This window comes from Synechococcus sp. R55.8 (genome assembly GCF_047461895.1).
Classification (GTDB): domain Bacteria; phylum Cyanobacteriota; class Cyanobacteriia; order Thermostichales; family Thermostichaceae; genus Thermostichus.
The window spans coordinates 5,839-18,081 of record NZ_JANSIB010000002.1; the positions used below are offsets into that span (position 1 = coordinate 5,839).

The 12,243-nt window shown below is 61.0% G+C and carries 8 protein-coding genes and 1 pseudogene; 6 read left to right on the forward strand and 3 right to left on the reverse strand.

Annotated features, from left to right (window positions below; translation table 11 throughout):
* Nucleotides 1–1,036: DHHA1 domain-containing protein (locus NW829_RS00265; protein WP_414416177.1), on the forward strand; the 1,036-nt coding region annotated here is incomplete at its 5' end.
* A gap of 147 nt (nucleotides 1,037–1,183) precedes the next feature.
* On the opposite strand, the gene dnaG is transcribed toward NW829_RS00265, so the two are convergent.
* Nucleotides 1,184–3,124 (reverse strand): DNA primase, encoded by a 1,941-nt coding sequence (gene dnaG, locus NW829_RS00270; protein WP_414416178.1) that lies wholly within the window; start codon nucleotides 3,122–3,124, stop codon nucleotides 1,184–1,186.
* Between the two features lie 159 nt (nucleotides 3,125–3,283).
* Here dnaG and NW829_RS00275 point away from each other — a divergent pair, with 159 nt between their 5' ends.
* The 5 genes from NW829_RS00275 to NW829_RS00295 all read left to right on the forward strand — a co-directional run bounded on the left by NW829_RS00275 (nucleotide 3,284) and on the right by NW829_RS00295 (nucleotide 10,231).
* Entirely contained in the window at nucleotides 3,284–3,625 is a 342-nt protein-coding gene (locus NW829_RS00275; protein WP_414416179.1) for a c-type cytochrome, read from the forward strand.
* Nucleotides 3,625–3,972: a hypothetical protein gene (locus NW829_RS00280; RefSeq protein WP_414416180.1), complete on the forward strand. Its 348-nt coding sequence runs from the start codon at nucleotides 3,625–3,627 to the stop codon at nucleotides 3,970–3,972. The genes NW829_RS00275 and NW829_RS00280 overlap by 1 nt, the downstream gene beginning before the upstream one ends.
* Nucleotides 3,973–4,027: 55 nt before the next feature.
* Complete coding sequence (locus NW829_RS00285) at nucleotides 4,028–4,621, forward strand: YcnI family protein (RefSeq protein WP_414351892.1); 594 nt, start codon at nucleotides 4,028–4,030, stop codon at nucleotides 4,619–4,621.
* 17 nt (nucleotides 4,622–4,638) lie between these two features.
* Complete coding sequence (locus NW829_RS00290) at nucleotides 4,639–6,261, forward strand: copper resistance CopC/CopD family protein (protein WP_414416181.1); 1,623 nt, start codon at nucleotides 4,639–4,641, stop codon at nucleotides 6,259–6,261.
* Between the two features lie 157 nt (nucleotides 6,262–6,418).
* Complete coding sequence (locus tag NW829_RS00295; protein ID WP_414416182.1) at nucleotides 6,419–10,231, forward strand: tetratricopeptide repeat protein; 3,813 nt, start codon at nucleotides 6,419–6,421, stop codon at nucleotides 10,229–10,231.
* A gap of 93 nt (nucleotides 10,232–10,324) precedes the next feature.
* Here NW829_RS00295 and lysS read toward each other — a convergent pair whose 3' ends face one another.
* Both lysS and NW829_RS00305 read right to left on the reverse strand, forming a co-directional pair.
* The gene (lysS, locus tag NW829_RS00300) at nucleotides 10,325–11,860 is read right to left on the reverse strand and encodes a lysine--tRNA ligase (RefSeq protein ID WP_414416183.1); all 1,536 of its coding nucleotides are present in this window, start codon (nucleotides 11,858–11,860) and stop codon (nucleotides 10,325–10,327) included.
* A 50-nt stretch (nucleotides 11,861–11,910) separates the two neighbouring features.
* Nucleotides 11,911–12,243: pseudogene (locus NW829_RS00305) on the reverse strand (Uma2 family endonuclease); the annotation flags it as partial.

The window sequence follows — 12,243 nt, forward strand, 5'->3', positions numbered from 1 at the left end:
TGTGGAACGCGGGATCCTGCGGGTGGGGGATCCCGTCCAAGCCCAAATCGACCTGGCCTGTCGGCGGCGCGCCCAAGCCCACCACACCGCCACCCACCTGCTGCAGGCAGCCCTGAAAAGAATTGTCGATCCCTCGATTGGTCAGGCGGGATCCCTGGTGGCTTTTGACCGGCTGCGCTTTGATTTCACCCTATCCCGGCCAGTCACCCCTGAGGAGCTGGAACAGATCGAGAACTTGGTGAACACCTGGATTGCCGAGGCCCATGCTGCTCAAGTGGCGATCATGCCCCTGGCCGAAGCCAAAGCCAGAGGTGCCGTGGCCATGTTCGGGGAAAAATACGGCGCCGAGGTGCGGGTAATCGACTTTCCGGGGGTGTCGATGGAGCTGTGCGGTGGCACCCATGTCAACAACACCGCTGAGATTGGCCTGTTCAAGATCATCGCCGAGACGGGAGTGGCTGCTGGGATCCGCCGCATCGAGGCCGTGGCCGGGCCGGCTGTGCTGGAATACCTGAACGAACGGGACAGGGTGGTGCGGGAGCTGAGCGCTCAATTTAAAGCCAAGCCCCAGGAACTGCCGGAGCGGGTTGCCGCCCTACAGGCGGAGCTGAAAGCTGCCCAGAAGGAACTGGAAGAGGTGCGCAGCCAGTTGGCCTTGCTACAGGCCGAAGGTCTGCTGGCCCAGGCGGTTGCCGTCGGAGATCTTAAGGTGTTGGTGGCAGAACTGGGATCCACCACCCCTGAGGCCCTCAAAACCGCTGCCGAGCATCTGCTCCACAAGCTGGGGGAAGGGGCAGTGGTGCTGGGATCGGTGCCGGAAGCCGGCAAGGTCAGCCTGGTGGCTGCCTTTAGCCCTGCTGTGCAGCAACTTGGCCTGAAGGCGGGATCCTTCATCGGCGAGATTGCCAAACTCACCGGAGGGGGCGGCGGCGGACGGCCCAACTTGGCCCAAGCTGGGGGCAAACAGCCGGAGAAATTGGCAGAGGCTTTGCAGGTGGCCCGGGAGCGGTTGCAAGCGGAGCTGATCTCGCGCTAGGGGAGCGAAGCCCTTTTGAGCACCAACAGGCCGTCCATCAGCCACTACAGTCTGTTCAGTTTAGGGTGAGACACTCGGGCTATAGAGAGAAGCCTTCTGGCCGCGTATGGGGTTATGGGTTTAGTGTCCTAGTTTGAATCGAAATGACTATAAATCTTCGGCCAGTGGGGTTTCCGACATGTCTTCCAGGCTCAGTTGCACCTGCCGCTGCAGCGCCTGAATCGCTTGGTATTCCTGCTGGATGCCGGCCTGGTACTGGGCGGCCAGGGCAGTGTTGCCTTCGGAAAAGGCTTGATCCCACAGTTGGGTCCAGTAGCGGTAGCGCTTCTGGCGAATTTCCAGCTCCATGTTGGCAATGGCGGCCCGCACCACCATCTGCGGACGCATCAGAGCTACGCGGGTGTTTTCGTCCAGCCAAAGCAGATGGCTGAGGCGCTCGTTGAGCTGCTCATCTTGGGCACAGAGGGTGCGCAAAGCCGTCAGCAAAGTCTCTCCCCGCTCTTCCAGCTCCGGCTGTGCCGAGATCAGTTCCAAGATCCGCTGCCACAGCTCCCGGTGGGGGCGAAAGCTAAATTGCAGCTCCCGCTCCAGCAAAGTTTGCCGAATTTCGCGGCGATACTCGCCAAAATGCAGAAAGATCTGCAAAAGATGGGACTCCGACTGCAAGAGTTTGGATCCCTTATTGAGGGAAGGTTGCTGGGGTTTGGCCCAGCGGTACTGCCGCACGGCTCGGCGCAGGTCTTCTTCCAAATCTCGACTGAGGCGACCATTGCCGCGGCTGAGCAATTCTGCCACTTTGTGCAAATACAAAGAGCGCCATTGTCCACCCAAACCGGCCAGCAGTTGCACAAGGGCTTGACGGGCCTGCTGAAAATCGGTGGCCCGGCTCAGATCCCGACCGGCCAGCACCTGTTCAATTCGCCAATCCAGCCACAGGGGGGCCTGCTCAATCAGGGTTTGCAGTTCAGCAACCGCTGGTGTCAGCGGGGCGGAGCCCCTGTGCTCCCGCAAAAATTCGTCGGCATCTTTGCCCTCAGGAAGGGTGAGAATGCGCAGCTCAATTTCTCCGCGCCGCGCTTGTTCTTCAACGGCTTCAATGGCTCGGTTGGCGGCGTTCAAACCGGCCCGATCCGCATCAAAATTGAGGATCAGCCGCTTCGACTGGGTGTAGCGCAGCAGGGTCTTCACCTGGTGGGGTGTCAAAGCAGTGCCCATGGCCGCTACAGCATAGGCAACTCCCGCCTGATGCAGGGCGATGACATCGAAGTAGCCTTCCACCACCAGGACTTGATCGGCCTTGGCAATGGCATCGCGGGCAAAGTTGAGGCCATAGACCACCTGGCTTTTGTTGAAGAGCTCTGTTTCTGGAGAGTTGAGGTACTTGGGCTGTCCTGACTCCCCCAAGGCTCTGCCGGCAAACCCGATCACCCGCCCCTGCACATCGAAAATGGGCAGCATGATCCGGTTGCGAAAGCGGTCGTAGTGGCCGGATCCCTGCTGGCGGGGAACCAGCAATCCAGCCTCTTCTAAAAGTTTGACCGGTTGGCGCTTGTGGTTGACCAAGTATTCGTAGAGAGATTGCCAGCCGGGGGGAGCAAAGCCGATTTGAAATTTTTGCAAAGTTTCTTCGCTCAGGTGGCGGCTGTGCAGGTACTGGCGGGCGGCGGATCCTAGCTGGGATCGGAGGGCATGCCGATAAAAATCGGCAGCCATGGCCAAAATCTCCAGCAGCTTTTCCCGGTGGGAGAGCTCCCGCTCATCAAGGGATCCCAAGGGCTGTGTCTCGGTGTGGCGAGTGGGCAGAGGTATGTGGTATCGCCGCGCCAAGTGGCGCACGGCCTCAGCAAAGGAGAGATGCTCGGTCTGCATGACAAAGCGCAGCACATCTCCCCCTGCCCCGCAGGAGAAGCACTTGTAGATCTGCTTGCTGGGGCTGACCTGAAAACTGGGTTTGTGGTCGTTGTGGAAAGGGCAAAGCCCAACGAAGTTCTTTCCCTGCTTGCGCAGCACCACTTTTTCGGCCACCACTTCCACGAGGTCGGCCTTTTGGCGCACCAACTGAATGAAATCGGGGGGCAGACCGCTCATGGCTTCGGGGGATCCTGACCTTATAGTAGCCGGGGGAAACTCGACAGGCTGTCTTTTGACCTGGCCCAACGGGCTTGGGACAATAAGCCAGCTTTGTTCGCGTTAGCGGTGCAAAGCACGAAGGCTAGTTTTGGGTCAATCTCTGAGATGAAAATGCGAATGATCAACCTTTTTATAGGGCTTTTGTTGGCAGTCTCTGCCCTCTTTTTAGGCCCGCAAATGGCTTCTGCTGAGCCTGATTTGGCCTTGGGAGCCAAGGTCTTTCAGGCCAAATGTGTGGGTTGTCACTTGAACGGGCGCAACACTTTGGTGGCAGCGAAAAACCTTTCTCTGGCGGCTCTTCATGAGTACCACGTAGACACCCCTGAGCTGATCCAGGCCCAAGTGAGAAACGGCAAAGGGGCCATGCCGGCTTTTGCCAAGATTCTCAAGCCGGAGGAGATCGAGGCGGTGGCGGCCTACGTTTTGGATCGCGCTGAGCACAACTGGAGTAGAGGCTAGTGTCCAAAGAGAAGACTCAAGATCCAGCCTTGCTGCAGGAAAGCCCGGCGGAGCGGCTGCCTCACGAGCAGGGATGTGAAGGGAAGGGGTCCCGCCGCAAAATCTTGTCGGTTGGCGTGGGATCCCATGGCTTGGTGGCGGTGGGCATTTCCGCCCATGGGGTGGTGGCCATCGGCGTGGTGACTCACGGCATCCTCTCTATCGGCCTGGTGGCTATGGGAGCGCTCTCGTTCGGGCTGGTGTCGATGGGTTTGGCCAGCGCCGGCCTGGTGTCGATGGGCCTAGCCAGTTGGGGACAGCACAGCATGAGCGTAACGGAATCCCACGGATCCCATCGCCATCCTTAGAGGTCTTGGCGAATGGCTCTGCATTTTCTGCACAGTTTTGTAAGGAGCATTGGCAATGTTCAGTCTGCAAAGTTACTTGACCCTGGCCAAGAAATCTCTGCTGGCTTTGGGCATGAGCTTTTTGCCTCTTTCTTCCGCTTGGGCTCATGTCACCGTCCATCCCAAAGAAGCCCCGGCGGGCAGCTATGCTAAGCTCACCTTTCGCGTGCCCCATGGATGTGATGGATCCCCGACCGTTCGCCTGCGGGTGCAGATCCCAGAGGGATTCGTCTCTGTGAAGCCGATGGTGCATCCCCTGTGGAAAATCGAGACGGTGAAAAGGCCGCTGCAGACCCCTTATGAGTCGCATGGGAAGATGATTACCGAAACGGTTGCCGAGGTGATCTGGAGCGGCGGCTCGCTGCCCGATGAGTTCATGGATGAGTTCAGCATCAGCCTCAAGCTGCCGAATCGCCCCGGTGAGGTCATCCCCATCCCAGTGATTCAGGAGTGCGAGCAGGGCATGTACCGCTGGATTCAGGTGGCTCAGCCTGGCGAGGATCCCAACAGTTTGCCGGAGCCGGCTCCGCTGCTGAAGCTGACAGGTGGAGACAGTGGACATGGGCACGGCCACGGGCATGGACATGGGCATGGTCACGGTACCCGCTAAGCGGTCTGCTTAGGAGCATGTTTCATCCCAAAAGGGGTTTTGCTTGGATTTGGTCTGGGATCCTCTGCGCCTTGCTGTGGGTGGCCGGGATCCAGCCCGTTTTTGCCCATGCCAGCTTGCTATCCACCTTCCCGGAGGATGGGGCAGTGTTGCAGGAAGCTCCGGCCCAGGTGCGGCTTGTTTTCAATGAGCCGGTGCAGATCACACAGCTCCAGGTTTTAGACAGCAACGGACGAGCTCTGCCCTTGGAAAATCGGGTGACCAGGGGTGAGGCACCGCAGGGGGATTTGCCGCAGGGGATCCCCGAGGGAGTTTACATCGTCAGTTGGCGGGCCATTTCTGCCGATTCTCATCCGGTAAGCGGTTCGTTTGTTTTCCTGGTGGGAGCGGATCCGGAGCGAGTTCAGACGGTGAGGGCGACCCAGCTTCAAGGAAGGGATCCCTTGTACTGGCCGCTGGTGGGGGTACGCTGGGGGATCTACTTGGGCAGCCTTTTTGTGGTGGGGGTGCTGGGCTGGTGGCGACTGTTGCGGGGGCAGCGGAGCAGTTTCGCCGATTCTGATCGCGTCAGCGGGGCGGAGCCCTTATCTTGGGCTTTTGCGACAGCTTGGATCACCCTCAGCTTGACCGCGGTGGCCTTCGGTTTGCATTTGGCCCAGCTTTACCCCCACTTCAATGGGCGAGAGCTGCTGGGTGTGGTGCTCTCTCCCTATGGTTGGGGTACAGGGCTGCGGCTGGTGGGGCTGGGGATCCTGATCTGGGCCTGTGAGGGAGGTGCCGTCTGGGCCAGCGGTATGGGGTCGGTGTTGGTGCTCGGCTCCTTTTTGCCCATTGGCCATGCTCTCACCAGTGAGCATCCGATGGGGACAATGGCGCTGCTGGGGCTGCATCTGGCCGGTTCAGCTTTCTGGTTGGGAGGGTTGTGGGGGCTGGAGCGCCTGCTGGGCAAGGAATCTGCTCCCTACCCATCTGTAGGCATCATCCAACGGTTTTCTGACGTGGCCACCTGGGCAGTGCCCGGACTAATCCTGGCAGGGGTGGGAATGGGTGGGATCCACCGCGGCTGGGACTGGGATCATCCGTATGGGCAGTATCTCTGGGCCAAGCTGCTGCTGGTGCTGATGATGGTGGGGCTGGGCGCCCACAACAAGTTTCGGCTGGTGCCGGCATTGCAACAGGGTGGGCAGACGGTGGGCCGGTCGCTGCGCCGGATCGTCCGCCTGGAGTTGGTGGGGCTGATGCTGGTGCTGGCCTTGACCAGCTTCCTGGTGGCCCAGGCTCCTCCCAGTAATGGAAGGCACGGCATGGGAGCCCCACTGGAGTCGGGCTTGCAGACCAGTTGTGAAGAGCGCTTGAACTGGCCGGAAGGCAGCCTGCACCTGAAGATTCTGCCCTGTCGTCCTGGGGAAAATCAAATTCGGGCTGAGGTGAAGGGAGTCCCGGCTCAGGAATTGACCCTTGGGTTTTCCCTGCCAGAACAGGGGATCCCCCCTCTACGCCGTACTGTAGCGCCGGATAGGCCTGGCCAATTTGTGGTGGAAAATGTGCCTCTGGCCCTGGCGGGGGAATGGCAGATCGAGGTGAGACTGCTGATCAGCGATTTTGAAGAGCGGCGAGGTCGGATCGCGGTTTCTCTCTGACTGAATTGTTACAGACATTGAAGATCGCGAAAAGAAAAAGCAGAAAAAGACCCTGGATAGGAGCTGTGGGTTGCTCCGCCCAAGGGTGTCGGCCTGTGGCAGAATCGAGCCAGCTCGTAGTGGCAAAAGGCTGCGCCGCTCAGGGACTGACTTGGCCATGGAAGACAAGATCAGAGCGGGAAGTGTGCTCAGGGGACGCTATCGCATTCTCCATCCCCTCGGGGAAGGGGGATTTGGCATAACCTACAAGGCGGTGGATCAAGACACCTTCGATAGCCCCTGCGTCGTCAAGCGCCTTCGCCCCCTCTCCACGGATCCTTATACACTGGCCACGGCTCGCAAGCTCTTTGAACGGGAAGCCAAGGTTCTCAACCGGCTCAACCACTTCGACCAAGTGCCCCGCCTTTTGGCCCACTTCGAGCAGGATCAGGATTTTTACTTGGTGCAAGAGTTTGTTGCCGGGCATGATCTCAGCCAGGAGCTGATCCCGGGCAAGCCGCTGAGCGAGGCCGAGGTTTTGAAACTGTTGTGGGATATTTTGGAGATCCTGCGCCATGTACACGCCCACCAGATCGTCCATCGGGATATCAAGCCGGCCAACCTGATGCGCCGCGATGCCGATGGCAAGTTGGTGTTGATCGACTTTGGGGCAGTCAAGGAAGTGGGGCGGTTGGTCAGCCATGCCCCCGGCCAAACTCAGTTGGCGACGGTGATTGGCTCGGTTGGCTACATGGCGCCCGAACAGCTCAACGGCAAGCCCCAGCCCTGCAGCGACCTGTACTCCGTAGGGGTGCTGGCCATCCAAGCCCTCACCGGTCGTCCTCCCCATAAGATCCGGGATGATCCCCGCACCGGCCAACTGCTCTGGCGGGATTTGGTTCAGGTCAGCGAGGAGCTGGCCGAGATTTTGGATCGCCTGATCTGCCCCCACTGGCAAGAGCGCTTCCAGTCCGCTGCTGAAGTGTTGGAGGCGCTGCGGCCCCTGTTGCCTTTTCCCCAAGAGGCGACGCTCGGCGATGTTTCGGTGGATCAGGTTTTGGTGACGCGCCTGTTGGCCCGCGCACAGGAGAAAGCTCGCCAAGGGGATTTCCAGGGGGCGATTGCCGACTGCACGTTGGCCATTCAATTGGATCCCCAAAACAGCCGCGCCTACAGCCAGCGGGGCAGCGCCCGCTACAAAAGTGGGGACTTGGCAGGGGCCATCGCAGATTACACCCAAGTTATTCAACTGGCAGGGGATGCCCGCGCCTATTTCAACCGCGGCATTGCTCGCTACCGGCTGGAGGACTACGAGGGAGCTGTTGCCGACTACACCCAGGCTCTCGGCCTCAACCCGCAATGGGCGGTGGCCTACTACAACCGTGGCAATGCTTACCGGCAACTCAATCAGCAGCAGCAGGCCATCGAAGACTATTCGCGGGCCATTGAGCTCAACCCGGAAGATGTGCGGGCCTATTTCAACCGCGGCGTGGTGCGCGGCCATCTGGGAGATGCGCAGGGGGCAGCAGCCGATTTTTCCGAGGTGATCAAGCGGGACCCTCAGGACGGGGAAGCCTACTTCAACCGGGGAGTGGCGCGGGTCCAGTTGTCAGATTTGCAAGGGGCCGTCGAGGACTACACCCAAGCGCTGCAGTTGGATCCTCGCCACGGCAAAGCCTATTACCACCGGGGCCTGGCCCGGCAAGCGTTGGGGGATCCCCAAGGGGCCGTTGAAGATTTTTCTCAGGCCCTATCCCTACGGTCTGCTGAGGCCACTGAGCTACCTGAGGCAGAGGCGGCAGCCCAGGCGGATCTCTACTTGCAGCGGGCCATGGCCTACCTGAGCAGCAACACCCTGGAGCCGGCGCTGGCCGATTGTGAACAGGCTCTCCGTCTGGATCCCAACCTGTCGCGGGCCTATCTCTGCCGGGGCTTGGCTCGCCAGGGGCTGGGGGATCCCGGCGGCGCTCTGGCAGACTTCAACCGCGCCCTGGAGCTGGATCCCCAGATGGCCAAAGCCTACCTCAACCGAGGCATTGCCCACCTGGACTTGGGCAACATTGAAGCGGCTTTGTCCGACTTGAACCAGGCCATTGCTTTGGATCCCCAAGATGCCAGTGCCTACAGCAGCCGCGGGCGAATCCATTGGCTGTTGGGGGATCCCCTAGCGGCTCTGCAGGATTACACGGCTGCCCTGGAGCGGGATCCGCAGAACCCTCAGCTCTACTTCAACCGCGGCCAACTCCATGTTGAGCGGGAAGATTGGCCGGCAGCCTGTGAGGACTTCTCGCAGGTGTTGCAGTGGGCGGCGAGGCCTGGGATCCCACGCGGGCCGGAGCTGCTGGTTAATGCCCATCTGCGCCGCGGTATGGCACGGCAACGGTTGGGGGATTGGCAGGGAGCGCTGGCCGATTTCGACCAAGCTCTGCAAGGGGATCCTCAGTCGGGCTTGGCTTATTTCCATCGCGGCCAAGTGCGGGCTGCTCTGGGAGATGGGCTGGGGGCCATCCAGGATTACCACCAGGCTTTGGCGCTGGGGGTGGCAGTGGCCGAGGCGGATATCCGCCGAGATCTGGCGCGGGCCCAAATCCAGACGGGAGATCTGCAGGCGGCCTTGGAGCAGTTGAACGAGGCGGTGCGCTTGCAGCCGGAACGGCGGGATCTGCGCCAAGAGCGAGCTGAGTTGTGCCGACAGCTGGGCCGGTGGCCAGAGGCCATTGCCGACTACGACGAGGTGTTGCGGCAGGATCCTCAGGACTGGACGGCTTGGCTGGGACGGGGCATGGCCCATGGACAGGTGGGCAACTGGGATTCCGCCATTCAGGATCTCAGCCGGGTTTTGCAGCAGGATCCTGACCACAGGGAAGCGCTGTGGCACCGCGCACAGGCCCTGCAGCAGTTGGGTCAGACCGAAGCGGCCTTGCAAGATCTAAACCGTCTGCTGCAGCGGGATCCCCAACACAGGATGGCCCGCTTGGCCCGCGGCTCTCTGTTGTTGGCGTTGGCGGTGCGCGGCACCGATGGCCCTACCAACCGTGCGGAGCAGGATCGCGTCAGCGGGACGGAGTCCTTGGAGCTGGGGTACTACGCGCAGGCTGAATCCGACTTCGACCAAGTCATCCAGGAAGAGGCCCAAGACGGGGAACAGTCCCGGCAGCTCTATCTGGAGGCCCACCTGAAGCGGGCCCAAGTCCGCCGCCTGCGCCACAACCTGGAGGGGGCAATAGCCGATTGGGATCGGGTCTTGGAGCTGGCCAGCCCAGGGGATCCAGAAGTGCTGGTCACCGAAGCCCTGTTGTATCGGGGCTTGTGTCGCCAAGAGAGGGGGGATCTGGCTGGGGCGTTGGCCGATTTCACGGCGCTGATCCAGCAGCAACCGCAGGCTTCTCAGGCTTTTGCTTTGCGGGCAAGGGTGCATCTGGCTTTGGGGGATCAAGAGGCGGCATTGGCGGATCTCAACCAAGCTCTGAGCCTCGACCAGAACTGGGGGGTGGCCGATGCTGCCCTGGCCTACCGTCAACGGGGGGATCTACACCGGCAGGCCAATTGCCCTGAGCTGGCCATTGCCGACTACACGCAGGCCCTGGCCTTGAACCCCCAGGAGCACTCTGCTTTGCTCCACCGAGCTCTCCTGTGGGATGGCGAGGGACAGACGGACAAAGCGATAGAAGACTACACCCGACTGCTGCAACTGGAGCTGGATCCCCAGGAGCGGGTCTGGGTTTTGAACAACCGCGGCTGGGCCTACGCCCAACAGGGGGATTTCTCAGCGGCCATCCGCGACTACACCCAAGCCATCATGCTCCACCCTGCTGACGCGAAGGAGGGGGATCCCTGCCACCTCAAGGCCCACCTCAACCGCGCCCTGGCCCGGACTGCCCTTGGGGATTGGCAGAGAGCCTGCCAGGATTTCCAGGCTGCCCTCCAGATGCAAGGGTACGAAGGTCGGCTTTTGGAAGACGTTATCGCTAGTTATTTCAAAATAGGTTGAGACACTTCCCAAAGGCTCCGCGCCGTCGCCGCGGCCACCTCCAACCTCTCTTAGAAATCGATGGGATTTGAATGGACAGTTAGAGGGATCGGCTCAAGCCTCCTCCGCCACTTCTCCCGTCTCGGGCCGCAGCAGCGGAAAGGCAATGACATCGCGAATGCTGGGAGCGTCGCACAGCAGCATTGTCAAGCGGTCGATCCCCACGCCCAGGCCACCTGTGGGGGGCAGGCCATATTCCAAGGCGGTGAGAAAGTCTTCATCCAGAAAATGGGCCTCTTCATCGCCGGCTGCCTTCAGGGCTGCCTGGGCCTCCAGCCGCTGCCGCTGATCCACCGGATCGGTGAGCTCGGAGTAGGCGTTGGCCGTCTCCCGCCCAACGATGAACAGCTCGAAGCGCTCGGCCAACCCCGGTTTGCTGCGGTGGGGCTTGGTGAGGGGACACACCTCCAGGGGATAGTCCAGAACAAAGGTGGGCTGGCGCAGGCGGCTCTCGCAGCAGTGCTCAAAGGCTTTGACCAGCAACTGGCCGGGGGAGTCCTGGGGTGAGAGATTGGGGATCCCTTGGGCGGCCAAGGCCGGCAAGAGCTCTTCAGGGCATCCCTTTTCCACATCGATGAAAATGCCAGTGGCCTCCTCCACCAGCTCCTGCATCGTCACCCGTCGCCAGGGAGGGGTGAGGTCGATGGCTTCCCCTTGGTAGGTGAGCTGCAGGGATCCCCGCACCGCCAGGGCGGCGTTGCAGACCAGGGTTTCCGTCAGCTCCATCATGGTGTGGTAGTCGGCGAAGGCTTGATAGGCCTCTAGAGAGGTGAACTCCGGGTTGTGGCGGGTGGAGATGCCTTCGTTGCGAAAGACCCGCCCAATTTCATAGACTCGCTCGATCCCGCCCACCACCAGCCGCTTCAGGTGCAGCTCGGTGGCAATGCGCAAGTAGAGATCCAGATCCAGGGCGTTGTGGTGGGTGATGAAGGGCCGCGCCTCCGCCCCGCCGGGGATCACCTGCAACACTGGCGTCTCAATTTCCACAAAACCTCGCTCTTCCAGAGTCTGCCGCAGGGAGCGGATGATCTGGGCGCGGTCGAGCAAGGTCTGCTTGACCTCAGGGTTGACGATGAGATCGACGTAGCGCTGGCGGTAGCGTTTCTCCACATCCCGCAGGCCGTGCCACTTGTCCGGCAGCGGCAACAGCGCCTTGGTTAGCACCTGGTACTCGTCCACCCGCACCGACAATTCCCCTTTTTCGGTGCGCTTGAGGCAGCCCTTGGCCCCCAGCCAATCGCCCACGTCGATGAGCTTGTCCAAGTTCTTGAAGGCCAACTCCCCCATATGCTCCGTCAGCCGTTGCTTCTCCAGGTAAAGCTGGATGGTGCCGGAGCGATCCTGAAGGGTAAAGAAAGCCAGCTTGCCCATGACCCGCCGCGCCCGGATCCGCCCGGCCACCGCCACCTGCACATCCTCCCGCTCGCCGCCGGGCTCTAGGTCGGCAAATTGCTCCTGCAGCTCGGCAGCCAGATGGGTAACAGGGAAAGAATAGGCGTAAGGCGGGATCCCTTGTTCCCGCAGGTGTTGGGCTTTTTCCAGGCGGGCGGCCCGTTGGGCGGCTTCGCTGCTGCTGGGGAGGGTAGACATGGCGGTGGATAGGCAATGGACAATGGAAGCTCCGTTAGGGACGGGATTTTTCAGGCTTCCGGCGGCGCGATCGCGTTAGCGGGACGGAGTCCTTTCGCGTTAGCGGGACGGAGTCCTTTGCCGTGGGAACGCAGCAGCTCCAAAAGGGCTTCGGCCCGTTGGCGTTCTGCCTCAGCGCGCTGTTGTTCCAGAGCAGCCTTTTCTTCGCCGGTGGGCAAAACCTGCCCCTCCCGATCACACCAGCGTAGCCATTCGGTATTCACGACCTCAAAGGATCGCTGCCAGAGGGTTAAGCCCAGCCCGATCGCGTTAGCGGGACGGAGTCCTTTCGCGTTAGCGGGACGGAGTCCTTTCGCGTTAGCGGGACGGAGTCCTTTCGCGTT

Coding starts and splice junctions, on each gene's coding strand:
- NW829_RS00285 (WP_414351892.1), top strand. CDS start 4,028: ATGTTCAGTCTGCAAAGTTACTTGACCCTGGCCAAGAAATCTCTGCTG.
- dnaG (WP_414416178.1), bottom strand. CDS start 3,124: ATGAGCGGTCTGCCCCCCGATTTCATTCAGTTGGTGCGCCAAAAGGCC.
- NW829_RS00290 (WP_414416181.1), top strand. CDS start 4,639: ATGTTTCATCCCAAAAGGGGTTTTGCTTGGATTTGGTCTGGGATCCTC.
- lysS (WP_414416183.1), bottom strand. CDS start 11,860: ATGTCTACCCTCCCCAGCAGCAGCGAAGCCGCCCAACGGGCCGCCCGC.
- NW829_RS00295 (WP_414416182.1), top strand. CDS start 6,419: ATGGAAGACAAGATCAGAGCGGGAAGTGTGCTCAGGGGACGCTATCGC.
- NW829_RS00275 (WP_414416179.1), top strand. CDS start 3,284: ATGATCAACCTTTTTATAGGGCTTTTGTTGGCAGTCTCTGCCCTCTTT.